This window comes from Streptomyces sp. NPDC051218, from assembly GCF_044455475.1.
Lineage (GTDB): Bacteria > Actinomycetota > Actinomycetes > Streptomycetales > Streptomycetaceae > Streptomyces.
On sequence record NZ_JBITEU010000011.1, the window covers coordinates 267,829 to 292,929 of the forward strand.

Annotated in this window: 25 protein-coding genes and 1 tRNA gene; 15 read left to right on the plus strand and 11 right to left on the minus strand. The window is 70.3% G+C overall.

Annotated features, from left to right (window positions below):
- Positions 1 to 71: 71 nt before the first annotated feature.
- Both ACIBCK_RS31380 and ACIBCK_RS31385 read right to left on the minus strand, forming a co-directional pair.
- The gene (locus tag ACIBCK_RS31380) at positions 72 to 803 is read right to left on the minus strand and encodes a YcnI family protein (RefSeq protein ID WP_399395963.1); all 732 of its coding nucleotides are present in this window, start codon (positions 801 to 803) and stop codon (positions 72 to 74) included.
- A 206-nt stretch (positions 804 to 1,009) separates the two neighbouring features.
- Positions 1,010 to 1,840, minus strand: coding sequence for a hypothetical protein (locus ACIBCK_RS31385; RefSeq protein WP_399395729.1), 831 nt, complete (start codon positions 1,838 to 1,840; stop codon positions 1,010 to 1,012).
- A 269-nt stretch (positions 1,841 to 2,109) separates the two neighbouring features.
- Here ACIBCK_RS31385 and ACIBCK_RS31390 point away from each other — a divergent pair, with 269 nt between their 5' ends.
- On the plus strand, positions 2,110 to 2,556 hold the full coding sequence (locus tag ACIBCK_RS31390) for an ATP-binding protein (RefSeq protein WP_367043644.1): 447 nt from the start codon (positions 2,110 to 2,112) through the stop codon (positions 2,554 to 2,556).
- A 53-nt stretch (positions 2,557 to 2,609) separates the two neighbouring features.
- Here the strand turns inward: ACIBCK_RS31390 and ACIBCK_RS31395 are convergent, their stop codons facing one another.
- Positions 2,610 to 4,046, minus strand: a complete 1,437-nt coding sequence (locus ACIBCK_RS31395) for a PLP-dependent aminotransferase family protein (RefSeq protein ID WP_399395731.1) — start codon at positions 4,044 to 4,046, stop codon at positions 2,610 to 2,612.
- A gap of 47 nt (positions 4,047 to 4,093) precedes the next feature.
- On the opposite strand from ACIBCK_RS31395, the gene ACIBCK_RS31400 reads away from it, so the two are divergent.
- The gene (locus tag ACIBCK_RS31400) at positions 4,094 to 4,603 is read left to right on the plus strand and encodes a carboxymuconolactone decarboxylase family protein (RefSeq protein WP_399395733.1); all 510 of its coding nucleotides are present in this window, start codon (positions 4,094 to 4,096) and stop codon (positions 4,601 to 4,603) included.
- A 74-nt stretch (positions 4,604 to 4,677) separates the two neighbouring features.
- On the opposite strand, the gene ACIBCK_RS31405 is transcribed toward ACIBCK_RS31400, so the two are convergent.
- Positions 4,678 to 6,174, minus strand: coding sequence for an aminopeptidase P family protein (locus ACIBCK_RS31405; RefSeq protein ID WP_399395735.1), 1,497 nt, complete (start codon positions 6,172 to 6,174; stop codon positions 4,678 to 4,680).
- Positions 6,175 to 6,273: 99 nt separating this feature from the next.
- Entirely contained in the window at positions 6,274 to 7,704 is a 1,431-nt protein-coding gene (locus ACIBCK_RS31410; protein ID WP_399395736.1) for a PP2C family protein-serine/threonine phosphatase, read from the minus strand.
- A 538-nt stretch (positions 7,705 to 8,242) separates the two neighbouring features.
- Between ACIBCK_RS31410 and ACIBCK_RS31415 the strand changes: the two genes are divergently transcribed.
- Positions 8,243 to 8,920: a bifunctional DNA primase/polymerase gene (locus tag ACIBCK_RS31415; RefSeq protein WP_399395738.1), complete on the plus strand. Its 678-nt coding sequence runs from the start codon at positions 8,243 to 8,245 to the stop codon at positions 8,918 to 8,920.
- Positions 8,921 to 8,977: 57 nt separating this feature from the next.
- Positions 8,978 to 9,637, plus strand: coding sequence for a hypothetical protein (locus ACIBCK_RS31420; RefSeq protein ID WP_399395740.1), 660 nt, complete (start codon positions 8,978 to 8,980; stop codon positions 9,635 to 9,637).
- Positions 9,638 to 9,842: 205 nt separating this feature from the next.
- On the opposite strand, the gene ACIBCK_RS31425 is transcribed toward ACIBCK_RS31420, so the two are convergent.
- The 3 genes from ACIBCK_RS31425 to ACIBCK_RS31435 form a co-directional block, all read right to left on the minus strand.
- Positions 9,843 to 10,808, minus strand: coding sequence for a DUF5926 family protein (locus ACIBCK_RS31425; RefSeq protein WP_399395742.1), 966 nt, complete (start codon positions 10,806 to 10,808; stop codon positions 9,843 to 9,845).
- A gap of 197 nt (positions 10,809 to 11,005) precedes the next feature.
- Positions 11,006 to 11,623 carry an ATP-binding protein gene (locus ACIBCK_RS31430; protein WP_399395743.1) on the minus strand — a complete coding sequence of 206 codons (618 nt, stop codon included), beginning with the start codon at positions 11,621 to 11,623 and terminating at the stop codon, positions 11,006 to 11,008.
- A gap of 62 nt (positions 11,624 to 11,685) precedes the next feature.
- The gene (locus ACIBCK_RS31435) at positions 11,686 to 12,498 is read right to left on the minus strand and encodes a glycerophosphodiester phosphodiesterase (protein ID WP_399395745.1); all 813 of its coding nucleotides are present in this window, start codon (positions 12,496 to 12,498) and stop codon (positions 11,686 to 11,688) included.
- Between the two features lie 184 nt (positions 12,499 to 12,682).
- Here ACIBCK_RS31435 and ACIBCK_RS31440 point away from each other — a divergent pair, with 184 nt between their 5' ends.
- Positions 12,683 to 14,158 (plus strand): S1C family serine protease, encoded by a 1,476-nt coding sequence (locus ACIBCK_RS31440; RefSeq protein ID WP_399395746.1) that lies wholly within the window; start codon positions 12,683 to 12,685, stop codon positions 14,156 to 14,158.
- A gap of 42 nt (positions 14,159 to 14,200) precedes the next feature.
- Positions 14,201 to 14,285, plus strand: a tRNA-Ser gene (locus tag ACIBCK_RS31445).
- Between the two features lie 305 nt (positions 14,286 to 14,590).
- Here ACIBCK_RS31445 and ACIBCK_RS31450 read toward each other — a convergent pair.
- Together ACIBCK_RS31450 and ACIBCK_RS31455 are read right to left on the minus strand one after the other, a co-directional pair.
- Positions 14,591 to 14,737 carry a hypothetical protein gene (locus ACIBCK_RS31450; protein ID WP_399395749.1) on the minus strand — a complete coding sequence of 49 codons (147 nt, stop codon included), beginning with the start codon at positions 14,735 to 14,737 and terminating at the stop codon, positions 14,591 to 14,593.
- Positions 14,738 to 15,078: 341 nt separating this feature from the next.
- Positions 15,079 to 15,768: a hypothetical protein gene (locus ACIBCK_RS31455; RefSeq protein WP_399395751.1), complete on the minus strand. Its 690-nt coding sequence runs from the start codon at positions 15,766 to 15,768 to the stop codon at positions 15,079 to 15,081.
- 302 nt (positions 15,769 to 16,070) lie between these two features.
- Between ACIBCK_RS31455 and ACIBCK_RS31460 the strand changes: the two genes are divergently transcribed.
- On the plus strand, positions 16,071 to 16,349 hold the full coding sequence (locus tag ACIBCK_RS31460) for a hypothetical protein (RefSeq protein WP_399395753.1): 279 nt from the start codon (positions 16,071 to 16,073) through the stop codon (positions 16,347 to 16,349).
- 191 nt (positions 16,350 to 16,540) lie between these two features.
- On the plus strand, positions 16,541 to 17,248 hold the full coding sequence (locus tag ACIBCK_RS31465; RefSeq protein ID WP_399395755.1) for a sensor domain-containing protein: 708 nt from the start codon (positions 16,541 to 16,543) through the stop codon (positions 17,246 to 17,248).
- Positions 17,249 to 17,348: 100 nt separating this feature from the next.
- On the opposite strand, the gene ACIBCK_RS31470 is transcribed toward ACIBCK_RS31465, so the two are convergent.
- Positions 17,349 to 18,221: a bifunctional DNA primase/polymerase gene (locus tag ACIBCK_RS31470; RefSeq protein WP_399395757.1), complete on the minus strand. Its 873-nt coding sequence runs from the start codon at positions 18,219 to 18,221 to the stop codon at positions 17,349 to 17,351.
- Positions 18,222 to 18,592: 371 nt separating this feature from the next.
- On the opposite strand from ACIBCK_RS31470, the gene ACIBCK_RS31475 reads away from it, so the two are divergent.
- The 7 genes from ACIBCK_RS31475 to ACIBCK_RS31505 all read left to right on the plus strand — a co-directional run bounded on the left by ACIBCK_RS31475 (position 18,593) and on the right by ACIBCK_RS31505 (position 24,986).
- Entirely contained in the window at positions 18,593 to 18,904 is a 312-nt protein-coding gene (locus tag ACIBCK_RS31475; RefSeq protein ID WP_160506015.1) for a hypothetical protein, read from the plus strand.
- 242 nt (positions 18,905 to 19,146) lie between these two features.
- A complete protein-coding gene (locus tag ACIBCK_RS31480; RefSeq protein WP_399395760.1) occupies positions 19,147 to 20,418 on the plus strand; it encodes an acyl-CoA dehydrogenase family protein in 1,272 nt (423 codons plus the stop codon).
- Entirely contained in the window at positions 20,415 to 21,323 is a 909-nt protein-coding gene (locus tag ACIBCK_RS31485; RefSeq protein ID WP_399395762.1) for a bifunctional MaoC family dehydratase N-terminal/OB-fold nucleic acid binding domain-containing protein, read from the plus strand. The genes ACIBCK_RS31480 and ACIBCK_RS31485 overlap by 4 nt, the downstream gene beginning before the upstream one ends.
- A 1-nt stretch (position 21,324) precedes the next feature.
- The gene (locus ACIBCK_RS31490) at positions 21,325 to 22,404 is read left to right on the plus strand and encodes an acyl-CoA dehydrogenase family protein (protein ID WP_399395764.1); all 1,080 of its coding nucleotides are present in this window, start codon (positions 21,325 to 21,327) and stop codon (positions 22,402 to 22,404) included.
- Positions 22,405 to 22,472: 68 nt separating this feature from the next.
- Positions 22,473 to 22,895 carry a MaoC family dehydratase gene (locus tag ACIBCK_RS31495; RefSeq protein ID WP_399395766.1) on the plus strand — a complete coding sequence of 141 codons (423 nt, stop codon included), beginning with the start codon at positions 22,473 to 22,475 and terminating at the stop codon, positions 22,893 to 22,895.
- Positions 22,892 to 24,058, plus strand: coding sequence for a lipid-transfer protein (locus ACIBCK_RS31500; protein WP_399395768.1), 1,167 nt, complete (start codon positions 22,892 to 22,894; stop codon positions 24,056 to 24,058). Before ACIBCK_RS31495 ends, ACIBCK_RS31500 begins: the two co-directional genes overlap by 4 nt.
- A gap of 52 nt (positions 24,059 to 24,110) precedes the next feature.
- On the plus strand, positions 24,111 to 24,986 hold the full coding sequence (locus ACIBCK_RS31505) for a DUF1906 domain-containing protein (protein WP_399395770.1): 876 nt from the start codon (positions 24,111 to 24,113) through the stop codon (positions 24,984 to 24,986).
- Positions 24,987 to 25,101: the final 115 nt, after the last annotated feature.

Below are 25,101 nucleotides of genomic sequence, written 5' to 3' on the forward strand. Positions count from 1 at the left end.
GTCCCAGATGTGAGGGGGGCGGGCGCACCGGGGGCGGGTGAAACGCCCACCGGTGCGGCCCGAAGGGTGGCTCAGCTGTTGACGCGCCGACGACCGGCGAGCACGCCGAACGCCACGCCGGCGGCGCCGACGACGATGCCGACGATGCCGAGCACGCGGGCGGTGGAGTCACTGCTGTCGGAGGAGGCGGCGGACTCGCTCTTGTCGCCCGACTTCGCGTCTTCCTTGGCGTCGTCGTGCGAGGCGGCGGCGCCGTGGCCGTCCTCGGACGGGGCGGTCAGCGCCAGCGCGGGAGCCGGGTGCTCCGGCTCCTCCTGGCCCTTCTGCTGCGGCTCGATCCAGCGGACGACTTCCTTGTTGTCGTACGTCTGGACGGCCTTGAAGACGAGCTCGTCGGCGTCCTCGGGCAGCGCGCCGATGGAGAGCGGGAACTTCTGGAAGGAGCCCGGCTGGACACCCTTGCCGTCGGCGGTCCAGGTGACCTTGGAGACGGCCTCGTCGATCTTCTCGCCGTGCATCTCCAGCGGCTTGTCGAGCTTCGTCTTGGTGACCTTCGCGGTCCAGCCGGGGACGGGCTGCGTCATGACCGAGGCGAGCGGGTGGTCCTCGGGGAAGGACACCTCGAGCTTGTTGGTCGCGGCGTCGTCCATCTCGTTCGGGACCTTGAAGTTGACCGTGGCGTAGCCGCCCTTGGCGGCCTCGCCCTCGGCCGAGACGCTGACGTGCGCGAAGGCGGGGACGGAGAGCAGCAGGACCGCGGAGGCGGCCACGCCACCGACGACGGAGACGCGGGAGGCCTTCACGGTGGACAGCGCGGACAGGACGGACGCAGGCAGAACAGACATGGCGGAACACTCCACTTTCAGCGGTGGTGATCAGCAGTGCCGAACGGGTCGGCAGTGGTGATCAGGGGAGAGGGCGCGCGGCGACGAACCGAGCGGGCACGCGCGCGTGGACGCCGCCGGCCGTGAGGCACCTCTCCGTAGTGCTGCGGTAGGAGTGCGTCGCGTCAGGCAGCGAGTGCGAGTGCGGCGTTCGCCGGCGGGCCGCGCCTGATCACCGAGTGCTGGAGCGCGGTCGTGTGCGGCTTCGGTGGTCCGAAGAACGCTGAACGGAGTGCGCGCAGATCCGGGCCGGGCGCCCCGGGCAGTCCGGCGCGAAGGGCGCGTACGAGAGCGAGCGCGCTGCGCAGCGAACGGACGAGCGCCCCCTCGGCGACTCCATACGCCCCGTGTGCCGAGAGCCGCACGAGTCGGAGCAGCGCGATGTCACCGCGGCGCAGCAGCCATCCGGCGGCGACGGCGGCGAGGACGTGCCCCAGGAGCATCGGGAGCGACGGCAGCAGCGACATCGAGTCCATCGCCGTGTCCGCCGCCGTGGCCGGGGCGCTGTGATGCACGGCGTGGCCCGCGGCCCCGCCGCCCGGCTCCACACCCGCCGTGGTCAGGATCCGGTGGGCCTGTGCCGGGCTGAGGTTGGCGGCGCCGGCCCCGCACACCAGGCGCGCGGCCCGCTCCACCAGGGAGGGCTCGGCGGATGCCATCGCCGTGCCGGCCATGCCGCCGTGCTGGCCGACTCCGAAGAGCGCGTGCAGGCCCACCTGCCCGGCAGCGAGCGCGGCGGCGATGCCCGGCAGCGAGCGCTCACGCCCGGCGAGCGGCGCCGCGACGGCGAAAACGGCGAGGAACCCGACGCCGAGCGTCCACAGCGGGACGGCGGCGCAGGAAGCGAGCACATGGCCCCCGGCGGACAGCACGACGCAGAGCACGGCGAACACCGCGGCTCTCAGCAGCCGGAGGTCGACTCCGGTGCGCGCTTCGCGCTGGTGGGGGGCAGTCATGGCCGGAACATCATTGCACTGGGCTTACCCGTCGCATACGGCAGGTCCGCAAGCTCCCATGGATGCCCTTGAGCGCCGTTCGAGGCCCTTCGGCACCGAATGGGTGCCTTTCGGCAAGCTTGAAAGTGGCCTGTGAGCGGCATGTCTACACCGTCCCGAGCCGTCCGCGCGTCCGCCGTATGGGCGGCATCACGTCAACTGCGCGCTTATACACGGGCGCTTGCGGCAATACGTATCGGTATGTCGAGCCGCGGCCAGGAGGCTGGAGCATGAGCATGTGGTGGTCACTCCATTTGCGGCGCGAAGCTGCGAGCGTCCCGCTGGCCCGCCGATTGCTGATGGGCACGATGGAGACCGCGGGGGTGGATCCCGATGTCTCGTACGACCTGTCGGTGGCCCTCAGCGAGGCCTGTGCCAACGCGGTGGAGCACGGCGGCGCGGCGGTGCCACCCGAGGGCGCGGCCGGGGCCTATCGGGTGACGGCGTACCTGGACGGCGAGAAGTGCCGGATCGAAGTGGCCGACTCCGGCCCGGGATTCGTTCCTGTCGCGACGCCCGCATCCGACTCCGCCGAGCATGGACGCGGGCTGTATCTCATCCATGAGCTCGCCGATCATGTGCACTTCGGGCAGCGGCCCGGGGGCAGGGGCGGCGCGGTGATCAGCTTCGACAAGATCCTCAAGTGGCGCGAGGACGCGCCGCTCGTGTCCGCCTGAGAGCCCCTGTGGCGGCCGGGAGCCCCTGAGCCCAAGGCCGGGAGCCTCCGGGCTCACCCGGGCGGCAGCGCCCTGCACAGGGCCTCCAGTGCCGCTCCGTAGGCGTGCTCCGGGGGTGTGGAGTAGCCGACGACCAGGCCGTCGGGCGCGGGCATGGTGGCCTCCGAGTGGCGGAAATCGGCCAGGCCCTCCACCGCCAGGCCCTGCCAGGCGGCGGCCTTGGCGGTGGACTGTTCGGTGCCGGGCGGTAGCCGCAGCACGGCGTGCAGGCCCGCGGCCACTCCGGTCGGGCTGATGTGCGGGGCGTGCGTGGCGAGGGCCTCGACGAGCTGGTCGCGGCGGTGGCGGTAGCGCTGGCGCATCCGGCGGACGTGCCGGTCGTAGTGGCCCGACTCGATCAGCTCGGCCAGCGTGAGCTGGTCGATGACGCTCGCCCAGGCTTCTCGTTCGCCCTTCGCCGCGAGCACCCCGTCGATGAGGTGTTCGGGCAGAACGAGCCACCCCAGACGCACCCCCGGAGAGAGGCTCTTACTGACCGAGCCCATGTAGATGACGCGTTCGGGGTCCAACCCCTGCACGGCACCCACCGGCTCCCGGTCGTAGCGGAACTCGCCATCGTAGTCGTCCTCCAGGACGAGGCCGCCGCGGGTGCGCGCCCAGTCGACCACCGCCGCACGTCGGGTCGGGTGCAGGGGGCCGCCGGTCGGGAACTGGTGTGCGGGCGTGAGCAGGACACCGCGGATCCGCTGACTGTCGGTCAACTCCTTGATCCGGGCGCCCTTTTCGTCGAGGCCGAGCGGGACCGTCCGTACGCCCGCGGTCGCGAGGATCGACCGATGGAAGCCGAGCCCGTACGACTCCACGGCCAGGGGCCCTCGCAGCATCCCGCCTCCCCCGCTGCCGAACAGCAGCCGCAGGGCGTGCGCGAACCCGGAGCACACCACGATCCGCTCCGGATCGGCGCGCACCCCGCGGGCGCGCCCCAGGTATCCGGCGAGCGCCCTGCGCAGCTCGACGCGCCCCCGCGGGTCCCCGGGCCCGAAGGCCTCGTTCGGCGCGGAGTTGAGGGCGCGTCTGGCCGCGGCGAGCCAGGCGGTGCGCGGGAAGGACGCCGCGTCCGGCTGGCCCTGGCGCAGGTCGTACGCGGGCGGGGCTGGCCTCGTGGGCCGGGTGGGTGCTCGCTTGGGGACGCGGGTGCGGGCGGGCGGCGCTGCCCGGTCGGCCACTCGGGTGCCGGAGCCCTGCCGCGCGGTCAGCCAGCCCTCGGCGACCAGCTCGGCGTAGGCGTCGGCGACGGTGTTGCGGGCGATGCCCAGATCGGCGGCGAGGGAGCGGTAGGGCGGAAGCCGCGTCCCCGGAGCGAGCCGCCCCTCGCGCACGGCGTCGCGCAGCGCACGGATGAGGACGGCGCGGCGGCCACCCGCCCCGGAGAGCTCCAGGTGCAGGTCACTCCCGATGCGCTCGGCCAAATTGACCCACGATTCCGCCATGGAAATGCACCCTATCCGAGGTCTATCCCACCCGTAGATTCATGGTCATGACGAACAACGAGAACGCCCCACAGACCGCCACACAGACCGCCACACAGACCCTCGCCCCCACCCCCCGCCTCAACTTCGCCAAGGCCGCCCCCAAGGCCTTCAAGGCCGTGATCGGACTCGACGCCGCCGCCCGCGACGGACTCGACCCGGCCCTGGTCGAGCTGATCCAGATCCGCGCCTCGCTGCTCAACGGCTGCGCGTACTGCCTCCACATGCACACCTCCGACGCGCGCAAGGCCGGCGAGGACGAGGCACGGCTGCACATGGTCGGCGTATGGCGCGAGGCCAGGAACTTCTTCACCGAGAAGGAGCAGGCGGCCCTCGACCTGACCGAGGCCGTCACGCTCGTCCACCGGGGCGGAATCCCCGACGACGTCTACGCCCGCGCGGCGGCGCAGTTCGACGAGACGGAACTGGGCCACGTCCTGGCCCTGATCTTCACCATCAACACCTGGAACCGTATTGCCCTGAGCACCGCCAAGGTGGCGGGCGAGGATGAGCGTTAGACCCTACCGGGGAACGCGAAACCGGGCCCCTTCTTAAAGAAGAGGCCCGGTTCCCAGGCGGACGGAGAAGGCCGTCAGCCCTTGAGCTCGGCCATCCACGCCTCGACGTCGTCCGCCCGCCGCGGCAGCGCGGCCGACAGGTTCTTGTTGCCGTCGGCCGTCACGAGGATGTCGTCCTCGATCCGTACACCGATGCCGCGGTACTCCTCCGGCACCGTCAGGTCGTCCGCCTGGAAGTACAGGCCGGGCTCGACCGTCAGGCACATGCCGGGCTCCAGGACACCGTCGGCGTACGTCTCACGGCGCGCGGCGGCGCAGTCGTGGACGTCCATGCCGAGCATGTGACCGGTGCCGTGCAGGGTCCAGCGCCGCTGGAGACCCAGCTCCAGGACACGCTCGACCGGGCCCTCGACCAGGCCCCACTCGACGAGCTTCTCGGCGAGTACCCGCTGGGCGGCGTCGTGGAAGTCGCGGAACTTGCCGCCCGGCTGCACCGCCGCGATGCCGGCCTCCTGGGCCTCGTACACGGCGTCGTAGATCTTGCGCTGCAGCGCGTCGAAGCGGCCGTTGATCGGCAGCGTGCGCGTCACGTCGGCGGTGTAGTACGTGTGCGTCTCCACACCGGCGTCGAGCAGCAGCAGCTCCCCGGCGCGCACGGCGCCGTCGTTGCGCACCCAGTGCAGCGTCGTGGCGTGCGGGCCCGCGGCGCAGATCGAGCCGTAGCCGATGTCGTTGCCGTCGACGCGGGCGCGCAGGAAGAACGTGCCTTCGATGTAGCGCTCGCTGGTCGCCTCGGCCTTGTCGAGGACGCGCACGACGTCCTCGAAGCCACGGGCCGTCGAGTCGCACGCCTTCTGCAGCTCGCCGACCTCGAACTCGTCCTTGACCAGCCGGGCCTCGGAGAGGAAGACGCGCAGTTCCTCGTCGCGCTCGGCGGTGACCTTGTCGGTCAGCGCGGCCTCGATGCCCGCGTCATGGCCACGGACGACCCGGACGGAACCGGTCGCCTCGCGCAGCTGTTCGGGCAGCTCGCGCACGTCGGACGCCGGGATGCCGTACAGCGTCTCGGCCTCGGTGAGGGAGTGCCTGCGGCCGACCCACAGCTCGCCCTGGCCGTCCAGCCAGAACTCGCCGTTCTCGCGGTTGGAGCGCGGCAGCAGGTAGATGGTGGCCTCGTGGCCGCTCGTGCCGTCCGCGAAGTCCGTCGGCTCCAGGACGAGGACGCCGTCCTCCGTCTGGTTGCCGGTGAGGTAGGCGTACTCGACGGAGGCGCGGAAGGCGTACTCCGTGTCGTTCGAGCGGGTCTTGAGATTGCCCGCGGGGATCACCAGGCGCTCGCCCGGGAAGCGCGCGGAGAGCGCGGCACGGCGGGCGGCGGTGTGCTCGGCCTGGGCGATCGGCTGCAGGTCGTGCAGCTCCGTGTCGGCCCAGCCGGACTTCATGTTCTCGGCGAGCTCGTCGGAGACTCCCGGGTACAGGCCGTTCTTGCGCTGCTTGATCGGCTCTTCCTCGGACTCGATCTCCAGGTCTTCCGGGGTCTCCGGGTTCTCCGGATTGAGCTCCTCCGACACGATCTGCCTCCTATGTACGACACTGGGCCCCCTCCATCGTACGGGCGTACGGAAGGGGGCCCAGAGCCGGAAGGCCCATTACATGCCGTATTGCGGGGGTCACTCGAAACGGGCCGCAAGGAGCACCACGTCCTCGTCGCTGGCGACCGAGTCGAGCCCGTCCGGCAGCACCGCCCGCAGGACGTGATCGACCAGTGCGTCCGGGTCGTCGCGCACCGACTTCGGCACGCTCGCCGCCGCCGAGTGCAGCCGCGCGAAGGCACGGTCCATGGCATCCCCGGTGCGGTGCAGCAGCCCGTCCGTATAGAGAAGCACCGTTTCTCCCGGCTGCGTCTGGAACTCCACGCTCGGCGCTTCCCAGCAGGCGAGCATGCCCAGCGGCGCCGAGAGCGAGGTCTCCACGAACTCCGTGCGCCGCTCCCCGATCACCAGGGGCGGGCTGTGACCCGCTCCCGCAAGGACGATCTTGCGCAGCGCCGGTTCGCAGTACGCGAAGAGAGCAGTGGCCGACCGCGCGGGCTCGGTGAGCCGCAGCAACAGCTCCAGATCGGACAGTACGGCGACGGGGTCCTCGCCCTCCATCACGGCGTACGCCCGCAAGGAGGCCCGGAGGCGCCCCATCGCGGCGACGGCGCTCGGCCCGGACCCGGTGACGGACCCGACCGCGAGGCCGAGCGCGGCGTCCGGCAGCGGCAGCGCGTCGAACCAGTCGCCGCCGCCGAGCGCCGAGGTGCGGTGCCGCGCGGCGAGCCGCACCCCGGCGACCCGCGGCAGGCGTGAGGGCAGCAGCTCTTCGCGCAGGGTGGCCTCCGTCGTACGGGCGCGGTCCAGTTCGATCAGCCGCGCCAGATGCTCAGCGGCCTGACGCGCGTAGAGGCCGACGAGGTGGCGCTGTCGCTCGCCGGGCTCCGCGGGCTCGTCGTACAGCCAGACGGCGGCGCCGATCCGGCCCGCCTCGGTGGACAGGGGAAGGGCGTAGCTCGCGGCGTAGCCGAGCCGGGCGGCCACCTCGCGGTGCCGGGGGTCGAGGGTGCTGTCGGCGAGCAGATCGGCGTTGACGATCTCGGTCTCCGCGCCCGGGGGTGCGGGCGGCGCGTCGAGGAGCCGCCCGAAGGCGGTGGCGGCGCGGGGGACCGTCTCGATGTGGCCGAGGTCGGCGCGGGTCAGGCCGAGGCCGACGGTGGAGTCGGGGCCGAGCCCGTCGGAGGGCTCCAGGACGAGCAGACCGCGGCGCGCGCCGACGAGGGCGGCTCCGGCGCGCAGCAGTTCGTGCAGTGCTTCGTCGAGGGCGGCCGTGCGGGCGAGGCGCTCGGTGAGCTCCTGCAGGGTGGTGAGATCGGAGATCCAGCCCGCGAGCCGGTCCTGGATCATGAGGGTCGGGGCGCCCTGGGCCTGTGGGGCGGGCGCGACAGTGTGGTCTTGTGGCGGAACAGTTGAATCGATTCCGGCCACTTTCGGGAGGTGCGGAGCGTTCATGGCTGACGGCTTTCCGGCCGGTGCGTATTGCTCAATAGCATCGCAAACCCCCATGTCATTCTGCGCCGCTAGCAATGTTCTCCACATCTACACGCACTGGTTAGGGGATGTCCAGCATTGTCCAGCTGGGATTCCTGGTGTCCGTGGGAATTCTGTGGCGTATCGCGATCTTGGTAACTTGGCTCAAAAGTGCCTGAGGCGACGGCCTATTGCGATCGACTGGGATTGTTCAACAAGGGGCACTCCCGGGCCCTCAGGTACGGGAGGCGCGTCACAGCGGCCGTGATGGGTACGTACTCGGTGATGACCAGGGGCAGTTGAGATCCGCCCGGAACCTGGCGACGGACCCGGGCGTCTTAACTCACGACGACCGTGCCCCATCCTCCCGTGGGGGAGGCGGCGAAGAAGTACGCGGGACAGCAAACGCCAGGCACCGCCACCCCACGCCACGCTAACGCTCGGCCCTTAGGGGTTCCCCATGCCGCAGGCTGGGGTGTGATGCGCCAGTTCTACGCACAGCGAAGTGATCCACACATGGTGTGATGTGGCCCGCCGTGTTCCTCGGCGTGTAAACGGAAAGGAACGAGCGCTCATGCGCGAGATCCTCGGAAGGCGAAGCAGGCTCCTGTCCAGGCTCACCGGCAGGAAGTCTGACCAGAGTCCTGGTCTGATCGGCGCGGCCCTGACCTTTGCCACGGCATGGAAGTGGCCCGTGGTCCCGGGCGTCGGACTCGACCGGCGAGACGGCACCCGCTGCGCCTGCCCCGACCCCGACTGCACAGTGCCTGGAGCTCACCCCCTCGACCCCGGTCTGCTGACCGCGACGACCGACGAGCGCATGGTGCGCTGGTGGTGGACGAACCGCCCGGACGCGCCCATCGTGCTCGCCACCGGCGCCGGCGCTCCGTGCGCCGTCAGCCTGCCCGCGATCGCGGGAGCACGCGCCCTGGCCGCACTCGACGAGATGGGCATCAGGCTCGGCCCCGTCGTGGCGACCCCCGCCCGCCTCTTCCTGCTCGTAGCGCCGTACTCCATGGAGCAGTTGGGCGAACTGCTGTACGCCAAGGACTACGTACCGGGCTCGCTGCGCTTCCACGGAGAAGGCGGCTATCTCGCGCTGCCGCCCTCCGGGACGGGGCAGGGGCCGGTGCGCTGGGAGCGGGCTCCGCTGCCCGGCTCGGCGGCGCCGTGGGTGCCCGATGTCGAGGCCGTGGTGGACGCGGTGGTCGACGCGCTCACTCGTACGGGTGTGAGCGCACCCGAGTTGTAGGGGAAATGGGCGCGCGGCGAGCCGGGCGCCCATCAAACCTCGTTAGTGTCAGGCCCCATGAACCCCCGCCTGATCGCGCTCATGGGCGTCGTGGCCATTACGGTTCTCCTGCCGCTCGCCGGCGCGTCCGCGGGGCCTGTGGGCGACGGCGGCGCCGAAGCCGGGCCGCCGGGGCGGCCGGCGGACGCGGCACCGGGGGCAGCGCCGGATTCCGACGCGAAACAGCCCTCCACGGAGAGGCCGACTTCGAAACGGCCCCCTACGGAGGGCGCGTCTTCGGGCGGCCGACCTTCGGGTGACCGACCTTCGGACGGCCGGGCTTCGAGCGGCCGGGCTTCGGATGACTCCTCGCTCCTCACGGGGCTCGGCCTCGACAGCACCGCACAGTGCGGCCCCGAACTCACCTCCCCCAAGGGCATCGAAGCCCAGACGTGTGTCCTGACCCAGGGGCACGACACCTGGGGGCGCACGTACTACCGCAACACGACCGGTGATGAGCTGAGCGCCGTACTGACCGTTATGGGGCCGGACGGACGCACCGTCCAGACGCACTGCGAGGTCGGCGCCGCCGACGAACCGGGGGCCTGCGATACGCCTCGGGAGCGTACGGCCGGAAAGGCCGAGGAGTATGCGGCGGTGGTGGAGTTCGCGGCCGGGAGCGGCGGACCGCTGCTCCTGCGCTCCGGGAGCAATTCCGCGCGGCCGGAGGCCAGTTGAGTCAGCGGTTCGGCCCGGACAGCGGGCCGGACATGAAAGCGCCCGGTTGCTGGCGACGGGGGATGCACCAGCAACCGGGCTACCTGAACGGTAACAAGAGATCTGCTCTGGGCAAATTCGATCTCGGATATCCGGACAGGGATTTACCTGCGGTGACGGGGAGTTGTGACGGGAGTCACCCGTTCCCCACAGACTGACTGGTGGGTCAGCTCAGCGTCACCTGGCGGTTGGTGAGACCGCCGCGCGCCCGGCGCTCCTCCGGCGTGAGCGGGGCATCGCTGCCCAGCGCCTTCGCGAGCCGATCGGCGAACTCCGCGGCGGGCTTCTCGATGTCCTCGGCGCCCATGCCGCTCGGCAGGTCCCACACCGGGACCGTCAGGCCGTGCGCCCGGAAGGAGCCGACCAGACGGGTTCCTTCGCCGAGGCTCGACGTACCGGCCGCGTGCAGCCGGGCGAGCGCGTCAAGGAGCTGCTCCTCGGGGTGCGGCATGACCCAGCGCAGGTGGTTCTTCTCCGGGGTCTCGCACCAGTACGCGGAGTCCACGCCGGAGAGCTTCACGGTGGGGATGGCGGCGGCGTTCGCCCGCTCCAGGGACGCGGAGACCTCCGTCGACGCGTTCTCCGAGTCCGGGACCCAGAACTCGAAGCCCGCGTGCACGATCGGCTCGAATGTGCCCTCGGGGTCGAGGAGATCCTGCAGGCGCGGCCCCTCGGCGGGGGCGCGGCGGGCCTGGACCGGGGAGCCGGGCTCGGCGGTCAGGGCGCGCTGGAGGGTGTCGGCGAGGTCGCGGCTGATGTCGCCGGACGCGGTGTCGTTCTGCAGGCCGAGGAGGACCGAGCCGTCGTCGCGGCGCAGCGCGGGCCAGGCCATCGGCAGGACGGTCGCAAGGGAGACGGAGGGCACGCCGTCGGGCAGCCCGTCCTTGAGGGGCAGTTCGACGGTCGCGGCCGGGACGAGCTCGCGCAGAGCCACCCAGTCGCCCTCGCCGGGCAGGCCTTCGAAGGGGCGCTGCACGAGCTCGGTCACCGCGTGCGCGGCGGCCCGGCCGTGGCAGGCCTTGTAACGGCGGCCCGAACCGCAGGGGCAGGGTTCGCGGGCACCGACGACAGGGACCTGCCCGTCCGTCAGCTGCGGCTGCTTGCCCTTGGTCTGAGGGCGCTTCTTGGCCATCTTGGGTGTCTCCCGGATGCGGCTTTACAGCGTGGCTCTTCGTACGTCTTGGGCGTACGGGCGCGAGCCTAGCCGCTCATCCGGAGGGCGACGGGATCCAGCGTGAGTCCGCGGGACTCGTGAGCCGCCGTGGTCTCGGAACCGTCGTCCCGGTCGCGGTCGGAACCGTCGTCCCAGTCGCGGTCGGAACCGTCGCCTCAGTCGCGGTCGTCGAAGGGGTCCGCGTACGCGAGGTCCGGAATCGCGGAGCCCGCGGGGGCCGCGACGCGCGTAGCGAAGTCCTCGTGGCAGTGCCCGGCATGCACGACGACCCACACCGTGACCTCGCCGTGGGTGTCGTCACGCACGCCCCACGTCTCGGCGAGAGCCGTGATGATGTTGAGCCCGCGTCCGCCGTGCGCGGTGACCGAGGGCGTAGCCGGAACGGGGCGGGTCGGGCCACCGCCGTCCGTCACCTCGACCGTCAGCCTGCCTGTCGCGTCCACGCGCCATGCGGCCCGGACATCACCGTCGCCGACCATTCCCTCGCCCAGCGGCCTGCCATGCCGGCAGGCGTTGCTGAGCAATTCCGAAAGGATCAGTACGGCATCGTCGACGACCGATTCCGGCACCCCGTTCCCGCGCAGTTGATCGCGCATACGGTGCCTTGCTTCTCCCACGCCCGCCGGGCCATGGGGTACGGCCATGCTCGACGACGCGGGCACCTCCCGTGCCACCACCAACGCCACCCCCGAGACCTCCTTCGCCCCACGCCACGGTGTGAATGCCCCAATGGACTGGACCGGAAACCGGCCAATCCTTGTGCGGTGACGCACTCGTAACGATCGAATACGGACCGAACGCGCCGGTGCACACCCCGTAACGGACGGGATCGCGGTTAGCGACGGCCCAACTGGGACAGCACCTGCTTGGGGCGATTGGTGATGATGGCGTCGACGCCGAGCTCGGCGCAGAGCTCCACGTCCTCGGGTTCGTTCACGGTCCACACGTGCACCTGGTGACCCGCGCGTTTGAGTCTGGCCACGTAGGCCGGGTGGTTGCGGACGATCCGCATGCCGGGTCCCGCGATCCGCACGCCTTCGGGCAGGCGGCCGTCACGGTGGCGGGGCGAGACGAACTGCATCAGGTAGACCGTCGGCAGGGTGGGGGACGCGGCCCGCACGCGGTGCAGGGAGCGCGCCGAGAAGCTCATGACGCGTACGGGAGAGGGGCCGTCGGCGGGTGGGGAATCCAAACCGAAGCGCTTCAGTAGAAGGAGCAGCCTTTCCTCGACCTGGCCGGCCCAGCGTGTGGGGTGCTTGGTCTCGATGGCCAGCTGGACGTCGCGTCCCGAAGCGTTGCTGTCGGCGACCAGCTCAAGGAGCCGCTCCAGGGTGAGGACGGAGGTGTCCGCCCAGTCGGGGCCTTCGTCGGCCTCACCGTGGTTGCTCTTCCAGGAGCCGAAGTCGAGCGTCGCGAGATCGGCGAGCTCCAGGGCCGAGACGGCTCCCCGGCCGTTCGACGTCCGGTTCACACGACGGTCGTGGACACAGACGAGGTGCCCGTCCGCCGTGAGGCGCACATCGCACTCGAGAGCGTCGGCACCGTCCTCGACCGCTTTCTTGTACGCGGCCAGCGTGTGCTCGGGGGCGTCTTCGGAGGCTCCGCGGTGGGCGACGACCTGGATCTGTTGCTGTCGTGCGAGGGTCACCGCGTCATGGTGCCATCACGGGGTACTCGAAGGCTTGCCCAAGGTGTCGCACACAAGGCCGGATACACAGGATCGGCTTATGGTGCCCTGACAGCCCATGGGAAAAGCTGACTGCAGACACATGCACAGTTGGGCACAGCCAGGCCGTGACCGAGAACGACAGCGTGGACCGAGGAGAAGAGCTGTGAACACCGAGAACGAGGGCACCGAGGTACCCCCGGCCCCGTCAGCGCCTCCTGTGCCGGTGGAATCGCCCGCTGCTTCCGCCGACCCCGCGACCCCCGCCGCCGCGCCCGCACCCGGGGCGCCGCCTTCCGCCGCGTCCGCCCACGACCCGGCGGCGCACGACGCTCCCGCACACGCCGGTGCCACCGCCGGCGCGCCCCAGCACGCCGCCCCGCACGCCTCCGGTGCCGACGCCGGCGCCTGGCCGCCTCCGCCGCCGCCCGCCGTTCCCTCGTACGCCCAAGGCGGAGGCTCTGGCTCCGGGTGGGGCGCGTCGTATGCGGCGCAGCACCCGGAGGGGCCCAAGCCCGCCGGCCGCTGCGGTGGTCTGATCGCGGCGGTGCTCGTGGCCGCGCTGGTCGCGGGCGGTGTCGGCGGCGGCATCGGCTTCTGGGCTGCCGACCGGAACGACAACAGCACGGGCTCGACCACGGTGTCGGCGTCGGACACCCCGGCCGACCTCAAGCGCGACCCCGGCACGGTCGCCGACATCGCGAACAAGGCGCTGCCCAGCGTCGTCACCGTAGAGGCCCAGGGCGGGAACGGCGAGGGTGGCACGGGCACCGGCTTCGTCTACGACACTCAGGGCCACATCCTCACGAACAACCACGTCGTGGCCTCCGCGGCGGACGGCGGAAAGCTCGCGGTGACGTTCTCGGACGGCAAGAAGTACGACGCCGAGGTGGTCGGCCGTGCCGAGGGTTACGACGTCGCGGTGCTCAAGCTCAAGAACCCGCCCTCGAACCTGAAGCCGCTCCCCCTCGGCAACTCCGACAAGGTGGCCGTCGGGGACTCGACGATCGCCATCGGCGCCCCCTTCGGCCTCTCGAACACGGTCACCACCGGCATCATCAGCGCCAAGGACCGCCCGGTGACCTCCAGCGACGGTGCGAGCAGCAAGAGCTCGTACATGAGCGCACTGCAGACCGACGCCTCCATCAACCCGGGCAACTCCGGCGGCCCGCTGCTCGACGCGGGTGGCGCCGTCATCGGCATCAACTCCGCCATCAAGCCCGCGGAGAGCGGCGGCGGCCTCGGCGGTGGCGGCCAGTCCGGCTCCATCGGCCTGGGCTTCGCCATCCCGGTCAACCAGGCCAAGTACGTCGCTCAGCAGCTCATCAAGAACGGCCAGGCCGTCTACCCCGTGATCGGTGCGTCGGTCGCCCTGCAGGAGAACACGGGCGGCGCCACGATCTCCCAGGAAGGCGCGAGCGGTTCGCAGGCGGTCACTCCGAACGGCCCGGCGGACAAGGCGGGCCTCAAGCCCGGCGACGTCATCACGAAGCTGGACGACACGGTGATCGACAGCGGCCCGACCCTGATCGGCCAGATCTGGACCCACAAGCCGGGCGACACCGTCGAGATCACCTACAAGCGCGACGGCAAGGAGCACACGGTCGACGTGGTCCTGGGCCAGCGCAAGGGCGAGAGCTGACCCGCTACTCTTGTCCCCGCACCGCCCTGAACGGCGGTGCGGGGTGGGTTGCCCGAGCGGCCTAAGGGAACGGTCTTGAAAACCGTCGTGGCGAGAGCCACCGTGGGTTCAAATCCCACACCCACCGCTTGTAGGTCAGCGTATGTGCTGGTCAGAAGGGTGCCTCTCAGTGAGAGGCACCCTTCTTTCGTGGGGGACGTGTCTCACCTTGATACGGGGGTGTCACGCCTTTGACCAGTGTGTGTGGACCAGGCGTGGACCACGATGGAGCCCGAACGGGGCGTTTCACCAGGTGCTTTGGGCCATAGGTGGGCCGACGCCCGAGACGCTGTGGGAACGCGGGCCTGTCTACGGACCTTGGTTCCGCGCCAGGGCAGCGAGCAGCGCCCCAGCGCGTGAGCCACTGGGGCGCTGCTCGCTGCCCTCTGGCTTCTACTGCCCCACGGTGAGGGACCAGCGAACCGCCGAGGGAGCAGTCACGGTGACTGTGCCCTCTGGCCTCGACTTCTTGAGGCCCAGCTCGTTGTACGTGCTGCTGACCTCGCCGTCCACGCAGTCGAGCGGGAAGTTCATTCCCATGGGTTGGACGGTGATCTTGAGTGTTCCCTTGCCTTGGCAGTTGACGAGCACGGATAGCGGCCCCGCAGCGACGCGGCCGAGCGGGACGTTCTGATTTCCCTTGGCCGCTGCGATTTCGGCCAGCGCTTTGCCCTCTGGCAGCTTTGGCGCCTCGCTGACCGACTCCCCAGGGATATGTTCCGGCCTGGCTTTGTCCTTGGAGGGAGTCGCGGAGGGTGTCGGCTTCGACTGCTTCGACGAGTCATCTGCTCCAGAGCAGCCGCCAAGTACGACGCTCAACAACAGCACCCCAGTGGCACAACCTGCTCCGCGGAGAGTTGCCCGCCTGGCACTGTGGGGCATCAGCTCTCCCAGATGTACCAGCCCACCCGGTACGGGGTGTAGCTGGTGATCGTCTTCTTCGTGGTCGTCGAGCAGTTGCTGTAGTAGGAGTAGCTCTTGCCCTTGTGCTTCAGCCGGTAGACCCCGTACTTGGCGTGCGTGGTCTTCTTGGCCGGAGTGTCCACGGTGATGACGTTGCCGAGTTTCGCGGTCAGCTCAAGGGAGAGATTGACGCTGTACTCCTGCTCAATCTCGGCCACCATCGCACTGGCCTTCACCTTGAGTCCTGCGGATACCGATATGCCGACCTTTGCGGTTACCTCAGCTTCGAACCTGGACTTTGCGGTACGGCTCGTGCCGTTGTAGTTGGCGTTCGTCGGGCCGACACCCTTGTGGAACTTCCCGTGCTTGCTGGTGGGCCGGTACACACCGCCCGGCCTGCAGTGCTCGGCCCCCGGAGCAGGCTCGGCCTTTCCAGGCGGCAACTCTCCGCCCTCTACGGGAGCGTCGGGGTCCTGGACCTCAATGAGGTCCGTCTCCTCCGGCTCGGCGGGCGGACCGGGCTGGACGGTGGTGTCCTCCGCGTCTGCGGAGTTGCCGACTATGGGTTCTGGGCTGGGTGCGTCTGCCAGTGCAGGAGTGGTCAGCCCCGCAAATAGCAGAAAGGTCGCTGCCGGAATCAGCAGGCCCTTGTTCGTTCTGATGCCCACAAGGCACCTTCCCCGATGAGCCACCCCTAGTGGGCGGCCGGTCAGCTGAAAGTACTGGAGTGGCTGCTCTGGGTGAAGGTCGCGGATGATCTTCTGAGCAAGAATTGAGGTCCCGGAACTGCAAGAGCGCCGTCCTGCCTCATAGGGCGAAGGACGGCGCCTGCTTGGCGCGCACGTCCGGTGTCTGGCCGGATATTGGCAGGTCAGACGCCTATCCCGTGGGGGCTCTCGCATGTCAGGCCCTTGGATGAACCCGATACTCCACGTGGACGCTGCGCGGCGAGCCTAGGGGGAGGTGGGAGGTGAGTGCGGTGTTGTTCTACAAGATCACTGGATTCGTCTCCAAGGAGAAACTCGTGTTGAAGCGCATCGCATCTGTTCTCGCCGTGGCCACCGTGGCCGGGTTCCTGGCCGCCGGCACCGCCGTCGCCGACGACCCCAGCACCACCCACAGCGAGGGCCGCTACGCGGGCCAGGTCGCCGGCAACTTGGGCGGCCCCTACGGGATCACCTACTACGGCCAGGCCGACGGCGGGCACCGGGACGGAACCGCCCTCCACGGGTTCGGCTTCGACGGCTGAGGTCTGCGGTTTGTAAGGGGTGCCTCTCATTGGGAGGCACCCCTTACTTGTTTGCTGGTGGGGGTGGTGCCAGCAACACCTCGGAGAGGGCGGGTCGCCGTATGTCCCGGGGCGCTCGGATTCGCGAACGTGGAGGACGTCAGCACGGCACGTTCCCGGTACGTCCCCACCGCGAAGATTCGAGGCCCGTCATGAGCATCAGCGCACTGCCGTACGCAGCCGCTCCCACCGCTTCCTCCTCCGGGCGCTCCATGGGATCCCCGGGCTTCTGGCGGGCGCCGTTCGCCGCCTCCACGTACCGGGAGATCGGCTACACGCTGACGTCGCTGCCCATCGCCATCGTGGGCTTCGCCTTCGCCGTGACGATGTTCTCGCTCGGCATGGGCCTGTTCGTCACCGTGCTCGGACTGCCCGTCCTCGCGGCCGCGTTGGCCGGAGCGCGGGGGCTCGGTGCCGCCGAGCGGGGGCGGGCTCGGGCGCTGCTGGGGTTGGAGGTCGCCGGGCCCAGAATCCGGGCCACGCGGCGGGACGCGGGGGCCTGGGAAAGGATGCGGGCTCGGGTTTCGGACAGTGCGGGCTGGAAGGCGCTGCTCTTCCAGTTCGTGATGTTCCCCTCGCGGGTCGCGTCCTTCGTCCTCAGCGTGACGTTCCTGGTCACCGGCTGGGTGGTCGCGCTCCTTCCCGTGTACTCCTGGGTATTCCCGCGCTACGTCGACTGGCCCGGCTACCGGGTGTTCGACTACACCTCGGGCGGCGAGCACCACGCGTTCTACCTGGAGTCGCCGGTGCAGATCGCGGGGGCGTCCCTGATCGGCCTCGCCATCGTCTTCCTCACCCCGAAGCTGGTCCGCGCCCTGACGAACATCGACCGTGCGGCGGTGCGTTCGGTGCTCGGATAGGCGCGAGACTCGGGTAGCCGTCACGGTAGCCGTCACAGCCAGCGGTAAGGGGCGTCCGCCATTGCGGGCGTCCCTTACCGCGCGCTCTTCCGGCCTCCCGTTACGCGTGACCCGTCAGCCGAGCCGCCGACGCGATCGTCGAGCGGGCCTCGCGTTCTGTGAGGCCGACCCGTAGCGCGGCGGCGGCGAGTTCATCGGCCAGGAGCTCGCCGATGCCGTTCTCGTAGGCGCGGCAGGCAGCCCAGAACAGGCGGGTGTTGCGCTGGCCCTCATACGCGGCGAGCACGAACTGGACTAGGCCCTGACCCCGTTGGACCGGGGCTGGCATCTGCGGGAGCGTCGGGTGGTGAGCCCGGGGCGGCGGCGTGAGCAGGCGCAGCAGTGCCGTCGGGCAGCTCGCAGGCGGGAGGTGGGCGGTGCCGGGCACGGCGCTGTAGACGCCGTGCTCGGTGCGCGAGCCGGGGCCGACGAGATAGCCGCCTGCGCCCCTGATGTCGATGCCCGGGGCCAGGCGCCCCGCGGAATTGGGGACGACGGCGTCGGGCGGACCGGCGAGCCAGATGTGACGGCCACCGCTCGGGGTCGCCACGACGACCGTGGCCGGGATCGTGAAGAGATGGCGCAGCGCCAGTTCGCGCAGGGCGGCCGGAGCGTCCGTACCGGATTTGGTGTCCAGGTCGATGCCGATCAGATGGTGCGGGGGCAGCCCGCAGGCGATGCCGTAACCCGTGGCCCAGGGGGCGGCGGCGAAGAGCTCGCGGATGCGCCGCGAGTCGGTCGACGCGTCGTACACGCCGTGTCCCGGGCGGCCGCATTCGCCGTGGCAAAAGGACGGTTCGGGCTGCTCGTGATGGGGGGAGCGGAGCGCCGGAAGTTTGGTGCGGGAGAGCGGGATCACGGCGAGGCCGCGCTCGGCGGCGGACAGAGCGTGGGCGAGTACGAGTGCGGTGGCATGGCGGTCGATGGTGGCCATGGATTCATTTTCGTACAAGCGTTCGAAGAAAGGAAGAGGGGGTGGGTGCGGCGCGCCGATGACACGCGGACGCGGCCGCCGATCTTCACGAGGTGGCGGAACGCTTCAGCGCGTGCGGCGCATGGGTTTGGGGCGGTTCCTGGGGTCTGAACTGGGGCTTTGGTGGGACGAAGCATGTTTATCGACTTGTCCTCACGCTTGCGGGGGAATCGGGGCTTCCGGGGTGGTTCGCCGGGGATTCGGTGGGCAACTCTGGACTCGCGACGTCGAGCAGAACCCACAAGGCGGTCGGCCAACCGCCTTGGAACAAGCGGAACTTCAGGTACGTCCGGCGCCTCGCCGGTGCGTACCCCCGTAACGGAGGAATTGACATGGCAAGCATCCGTACCGCCCGCGTCATCGCTGCAGCCGCGGCCCTGCCCCTGGCTGCCGCACTCTTCTCGGGTGTCGCGACGGCCGACAACGGCGCCTTCGCGAACGACGGATCGAATGCGGGCGTGGCGACCGTCAACGGCAGCGGCGTCGGCGGCAACAACAGCGGCAACTCGTCCACGTCGCAGCAGCAGGCCGTCGGCTCGGGCGCCTCGAACCAGAACAACACCGCCCAGGTGAACGGCTCGGCGTTCACGGCGATCGACCAGTCGAACGAGAACATCGCCGTCAACTTCACCCACCTCTGGTGAGGTGACGGCTCTCCGGGACAGCTCCCGGGGGCTTCTCAGATGGGGTGTGTGACGTTCTGCGCGGCGGTGCAACTGCACCGCCGCGCAGGCGTGTTCGCACGCCATGATCGCGTCCGGCTCCGGCCCGGCTCCCGCATCCAGGGCGATCTCTTGACACCGCAACAGTTCCTGACGGACAGTCAGAAACTCGTCGGGAAACCCCTGTCGGTGCGACGCCCTTACGCGAAGGAGAGGCCGCCGCCGTGCACCTCGCCCCCACCGAACGCCAACAGCAGCTGCGTGCCGAACTGCGCGCCTACTTCCGGGACCTGATGCCGGAAGGGCCGCCCGGAGGGGACGATCCGGAAGGCCAGCGCCGACTGCTGCGGCGCATCGGGGCCGATGGCCTGCTCGGCCTCGGCTGGCCCGTCGAGTACGGCGGGCAGGGGCGCGGACCCGACGAGCAGTTCGTCTTCTTCGACGAGGCCTACCGCGCGGGCGCGCCCGTATCCATGGTCACCTTGAACACCGTCGGGCCGACCCTGATGAAGTACGGCACGCAGGAGCAGAAGACCGCCCTTCTGCCGCGCATTCTCAGCGGTGACCTCGTCTTCGCGATCGGGTACAGCGAGCCGTCCGCGGGGACGGACCTGGCCTCGCTGCGGACGCGGGCGGTGCGCCGGGTCGAGGGGGCGGAGGGACCGGAGGGGTCGGAGAGGCGAGAGGGGCATGAGGGGGGCGAGGACGCCGGGGGGACTGCGAGGTCCGGGAAGTCCGAGGACGTGTGGGTCATCGACGGGCAGAAGATCTTCACGTCGAACGCCCAGAACGCCGACTGGATCTGGTTGGCCTGCCGCACCGACCCCGAAGCCCCCAAGCACCAGGGCATCTCGATCATCCTCGTGCCGACCGACGCGCCCGGTTTCTCGTGGACGCCGATCGAGACGGTGGGTGGCCTGACGACGACGGCGACGTACTACGACGGGATCCGCGTGCCCGCCACGAACCTCGTCGGCGAGGAGAACGGCGGCTGGGGGCTCATCACCAACCAGCTCAACCACGAGCGGGTGGCGCTCGCGGCGATCGGCATGCAGGCCGAGGATTTCTACACCGCGGCCCTCACCTTCGCCCGTACACCCGATCCGGTGACGGGCGAACGCCGGATTGACGCCCCGTGGGTCCGATCCAGGCTGGCCGAAGCGCAGGCCCGGCTGGCGGCAACACGCCTGCTCAACTGGCGTTTGGTGGGGGACGTCGGGGCGGGTGCGCTGGCGCCGGGAGACGCGAGCGGCGTGAAATTCGTGGGAACCGAATCGGCGGTGGAGGTGTACCGAATATGTCAGGAAGTCACGGGCGAGGCGGGTCTGGTCCGGGCCGGTTCACCCGGATCCCTGACGTTCGGCACGGCCGGTGAGGGGGAGTTGGAGCGGATGAACAGGGCGGCGCAGATCAATACGTTCGGGGGCGGGGTGAGCGAGGTGCAGCGGGAGATCGTGGCGACGATGCGCCTCGGGATGCGGAGAGGACGGCGGTGACCGATCTTTCGTACGAGACGTTGAAGGCGTTCGAGGGGCGGGCGGCAGCCACGTCGGGTGCGGGCAGGGACCCGGTCAACGAACCGATGATCCGGCACTGGTGCGAGGCGATGGGCGACACGAACTCCGCCTATGCCGGGGCGGATTCGATCGCCCCGCCGACCATGCTCCAGGCCTGGACGATGGGCGGGCTCTCCGGGCACCAGGGGCGTTCGGCGGCCTACGACGAGTTGTTCGCGCTCCTGGACGGCGCGGGGTACACCTCCGTCGTGGCCACGGACTGCGAGCAGGAGTATCTGCGGGCACTGCGGCCGGGGGACGAGATCACCTTCGACGCGGTCATCGAGTCGGTGTCGGAGCGCAAGACGACGAAGCTGGGCACGGGGCACTTCGTCACGACGCGGATGGACGTCAGAGCGGGCGGTGAGCCGGCGGGGACGCACCGCTTCCGGATCCTCAAGTACGCACCCGGGCAGCGCAAACCCCAGGGCAAGCGGCCACGCCCGGTGATCAACCGGGACAACGCCGGGTTCTGGGAAGGCGTGGCCCGCCACCGGCTCCTGATCCAGCGCTGCGGCGGCTGCCGGGCACTGCGCTTCCCCTGGCTGCCCGGCTGCAACGCCTGCGGATCGCTCGAGTGGGACACGGTCGAGGCGAGCGGCGAGGGCACGGTCTACTCGTACGTCGTCATGCACCACCCGCCCTTCCCCGCCTTCGATCCCCCATACGCCGTCGGGCTCATCGATCTGGCGGAGGGCGTGCGCATGGTCAGCAACGTGGTGGGGGTGCCCAGCGACAAGATGCGGATCGGGCAGCCGGTGCGGCTCGAATTCCAGGAGGTGGAGGCGGAGTTGGTGCTCCCGGTCTTCCGGGCCGTCGAGAGCATGGCGGGGGGCGGGATCTGACATGGACTTCACGCCCACGGAGGAGCAGGCCGCAGCCCAAGGCCTAGCCCGCGAGATCTTCGGGGATCTGGCCACGCCCGAGCGGCTCGCGGCGGCGGGGACAGGGTCGGACGCCGAGCTGTGGAAAGCGCTGTGCGCGGCGGGGCTGCCGGGTGCGGTGGAGGACGTCGGGTTGCTCGGCCTCGTGCTGTTGCTGGAGGAGCAGGGGAGGACGACGGCGCAGGTGCCGTTCGCGGCGAGCTGTGTCTACGGTCTGTTCGCGGTCGCGGCACACGGCACGGAGGAGCAGCGGGGGAGGCTGCTGCCGGGTCTCCGGGACGGTACGGCCATCGCGGCGGGAGCTTTCCCTGCGCGGGGTGGAGTGGCGGCCTCCGTGGACGCGGCGTCGGGCGGTGGGTCCGCCGCGAAGCTGACCGGGGTCGTGCCATGGGTGCCGTGGCTGCGGGACGCCACGGAGGTGCTGGTGGCGGTGCGTGATCCGGCGCCGCGGGGTGGTCACAGCCTTTGGAGAGTGCGGGTGGCCGACGCGGAGACCGAGCCCGTGGAACTGACCGCGCCCTGGGCGGCGGGGCGGTTGGTCCTGGACGGGACTCCCGGGGAGCGGATCGGAGGGGAGGGGGCGTACGAGGATGTCCTGGCCGCCGCGCGGACCGCCTTCGCGGGGTTGCAGGCCGGGGTGTGCGCAGGGTCGTTGGCCCGCGCGGTGGCTTACACGAACGAGCGGGAGCAGTTCGGGCGCCCGCTCGCGGCCAAGCAGGGTGTCCAACTCCGGGCGGCCGACGCCCATATGGACACCGAGGCGATACGGGTCACGGCGTACGAGGCGGCCTGGCGGCGCGACGCCGGTCTGCCGTACGGCACGCATGCGTTGACCGCCGCGTGGTGGGCGTCGGAGGGCGGCAAGCGCGTCGTGCACGCGGGCCAGCATTTGCACGGCGGCATGGGGGCGGACCTCGACCACCCCGTGCACCGGCACTTCCTGTGGGGGCGGCAGCTGGTCGCGTACTTGGGGTGTGGCAGCGAAGTCCTGGAGGAAATGGGCGACTTGATCGCCCGGAGCGCGCAGGAGGGGGAGGCATGACGGGGGGACAGGGCGCTGTGGGAGAAGACGGCGTGACGGGGAGGCGGTATGCCGCAGGGGGAGTCGGCGTGAGGGCGGGTGACGAGCTGCCGGAGCTCACCATCCCGGTTACCCGGACACTGATCGTCTCCGGTGCGATCGCGTCGCGGGACTACCAGGACGTGCATCACGACGCGGTGGCGGCCAAGGAGAAGGGCTCCCCCGACATCTTCATGAACATCCTGACCACGAACGGCTTGGTCGGCCGGTACATCACGGACCACTTCGGTTCCGGGGCGATCCTGCGCAAGGTGGCGATCCGGCTGGGGGCGCCCAACTATCCCGGGGACACGATGGTCCTGACCGGTTCCGTGGAGCAGGTCGAGGGAGATACGGCCACGGTCAAGGTCGTCGGGGCCAACGGCATCGGCAAGCACGTCACCGGCACGGTCACGGTCACGGTCCCGGGCGGGGTGGCCCGGGGCGGGTCCGCGGCAGGGGGCGCGGCATGAGCGTACGCACGCGTGACCGGCTCGGTGGGAAGGCCGCTGTCGTCGGGATCGGGGCCACCGAGTTCTCCAAGGACTCGGGTCGCAGTGAGCTCAGGCTCGCGGTGGAGGCGGTGGGCCTCGCGCTCGACGACGCCGGGCTGAGACCGGCCGATGTCGACGGCATGGTCACGTTCACCATGGACACGAACCCGGAGATCACCGTCGCGCAGGCGGCCGGGATGGGGGAGCTGTCGTTCTTCTCGCGCGTCCACTACGGGGGAGGAGCGGCCTGTGCGACGGTCCAGCAGGCGGCGCTCGCGGTGGCGAGCGGGGTGGCCGAAGTCGTCGTCTGCTATCGCGCGTTCAATGAACGCTCGGGGCGCCGGTTCGGTTCGGGTGTGCAGCATCGGGAGCCGTCGGCGGAGGGCGCGGCGCTCGGCTGGTCCCTGCCGTTCGGGTTGCTGACCCCCGCTTCGTGGGTGGCGATGGCGGCCCAGCGCTATCTGCACACGTACGGCCTCACACCCGATGCCTTCGGCCATGTGGCGGTCACCGACCGGAAGTACGCGGCGACCAACCCCGCGGCCTATTTCCACGGGAAGCCGATCACGCTCGCCGAGCACGCCGCGTCGCGCTGGATCGTCGAGCCGCTGCGGCTCCTGGACTGCTGCCAGGAGACCGACGGCGGGCAGGCGATCGTCGTGACGAGCGTGGAGCGGGCCAGGGATCTGCCCAAGCCGGCGGCAGTGATCACGGCTGCGGCCCAGGGGTCGGGCCGGGCGCAGGAGCAGATGACCAGCTTCTACCGCGACGACCTGAGCGGGCTGCCGGAGATGAGCGTGGTGGCCAAACAGTTGTGGCGCAGCTCCGGTCTCACGCCGGGCGACATCGACGTGGGCATTCTCTACGACCACTTCACGCCGTTCGTGCTGATGCAGTTGGAGGAGTTCGGTTTCTGCGGGCCGGGGGAGGCGGCGGATTTCGTGGCCGGGGAGATGCTGCCGCTGAACACACACGGAGGACAGCTCGGGGAGGCGTATCTGCACGGGATGAACGGCATAGCGGAGGCGGTCCGCCAGGTGCGCGGCACCTCCGTGAACCAGATACCCGGCGCGGCGCGCACGCTGGTCACCGCGGGCACCGGTGTGCCCACATCGGGGTTGATTCTGGCGGCGGACGGCTGAACGCGGCGCGTGTCACGGGGGCAGCGGAGGCTCTGGGCCCTTCACTCGGCATATGCGCTGCCGAAAACTGATGATGGGACTTGTCCTCGCCGTCGCCTTCACCGCCCTGGCCGTGGGCGTGACGCCGACCGGCGCCGTGAGCAGAGCCGAGGCCGACGGCCGTGCGGCCGGTGCCGGTGCGGGGAGCCGGGCGAACGGCTGGCCGGCCGGGGTGTCGACCTTCCGCGGCCGGGCGTTCGACACCTGCCTCGCACCGTCCGCCGACACGATGCGCCGCTGGAAGGCCTCCGCCTACGGGGCGATCGGCATCTACTACGCGGGCCGCGGCCGGGCGTGCAAGCGCCAGCCGCAGCTGACCCGCAGTTGGATGCGCGCGGTGCGGGGGCAGGGGTGGAAGGTGCTGCCGGTGTACGTCGGGTCGCAGTCGCCCTGCGTCATCGCGAAGCACAAGAAGCACGTCCGCATGGGGCGCTACCCCGTGCGGCAGGGAACCCAGGAGGGACGTGACGCGGTAACGAAGGCCAAGGCACTCGGGATGGGGCGGCTCAGCCCGCTCTACCTGGACATGGAGGCGTACAGCTACCGGCAGAAGGAGTGCGCGCACGGCACCCTGGCCTTCGTACGGGCCTGGAACCGTGAGGTGCGCAGGTTCGGTTACATCCCGGGGTTCTACAGCAGTGCGAACTACGGCGTACGGCACATGGAGACGGCGCGGCGGGCGGGGGTGCGGGATCTGCCGTCGGTGATGTGGTTCGCGCGCTGGCACAAGCGGGCGAACCTGTACAACGAGCCGGTGCTGAAGAGCGACGCGTGGCGCCCCGAGCGGCGCATTCACCAGTACGCGGGGAACGTGAAGGAGCGGCACGGCGGGCGTACGCTCAAGATCGACCGGAACCTCGTGCACGCGCCGGTGGCCAAGGTCAGCTAGCCCGGGGGTGGACTCTTCCAGCCACCATCACCACCCTCCCGGCGTCCTCCCCCACCCAGCAACTCGCCGTTCTGTCAGGGATGAACCCTCAGGGGTGTGCTCCACCTCCTCCACC

What these genes read in the sequence shown, in the direction of transcription:
- ACIBCK_RS31425 (WP_399395742.1), bottom strand. Translation starts at nt 10,808, where the DNA reads ATGGCCAAGAAGCGCCCTCAGACCAAGGGCAAGCAGCCGCAGCTGACG.
- ACIBCK_RS31450 (WP_399395749.1), bottom strand. Translation starts at nt 14,737, where the DNA reads ATGGGAATGAACTTCCCGCTCGACTGCGTGGACGGCGAGGTCAGCAGC.
- ACIBCK_RS31390 (WP_367043644.1), top strand. Translation starts at nt 2,110, where the DNA reads ATGAGCATGTGGTGGTCACTCCATTTGCGGCGCGAAGCTGCGAGCGTC.
- ACIBCK_RS31400 (WP_399395733.1), top strand. Translation starts at nt 4,094, where the DNA reads ATGACGAACAACGAGAACGCCCCACAGACCGCCACACAGACCGCCACA.
- ACIBCK_RS31490 (WP_399395764.1), top strand. Translation starts at nt 21,325, where the DNA reads ATGGACTTCACGCCCACGGAGGAGCAGGCCGCAGCCCAAGGCCTAGCC.
- ACIBCK_RS31465 (WP_399395755.1), top strand. Translation starts at nt 16,541, where the DNA reads ATGAGCATCAGCGCACTGCCGTACGCAGCCGCTCCCACCGCTTCCTCC.
- ACIBCK_RS31470 (WP_399395757.1), bottom strand. Translation starts at nt 18,221, where the DNA reads ATGGCCACCATCGACCGCCATGCCACCGCACTCGTACTCGCCCACGCT.
- ACIBCK_RS31410 (WP_399395736.1), bottom strand. Translation starts at nt 7,704, where the DNA reads ATGGGGGTTTGCGATGCTATTGAGCAATACGCACCGGCCGGAAAGCCG.
- ACIBCK_RS31385 (WP_399395729.1), bottom strand. Translation starts at nt 1,840, where the DNA reads ATGACTGCCCCCCACCAGCGCGAAGCGCGCACCGGAGTCGACCTCCGG.
- ACIBCK_RS31395 (WP_399395731.1), bottom strand. Translation starts at nt 4,046, where the DNA reads ATGGCGGAATCGTGGGTCAATTTGGCCGAGCGCATCGGGAGTGACCTG.
- ACIBCK_RS31500 (WP_399395768.1), top strand. Translation starts at nt 22,892, where the DNA reads ATGAGCGTACGCACGCGTGACCGGCTCGGTGGGAAGGCCGCTGTCGTC.
- ACIBCK_RS31505 (WP_399395770.1), top strand. Translation starts at nt 24,111, where the DNA reads ATGCGCTGCCGAAAACTGATGATGGGACTTGTCCTCGCCGTCGCCTTC.
- ACIBCK_RS31420 (WP_399395740.1), top strand. Translation starts at nt 8,978, where the DNA reads ATGAACCCCCGCCTGATCGCGCTCATGGGCGTCGTGGCCATTACGGTT.
- ACIBCK_RS31475 (WP_160506015.1), top strand. Translation starts at nt 18,593, where the DNA reads ATGGCAAGCATCCGTACCGCCCGCGTCATCGCTGCAGCCGCGGCCCTG.
- ACIBCK_RS31415 (WP_399395738.1), top strand. Translation starts at nt 8,243, where the DNA reads ATGCGCGAGATCCTCGGAAGGCGAAGCAGGCTCCTGTCCAGGCTCACC.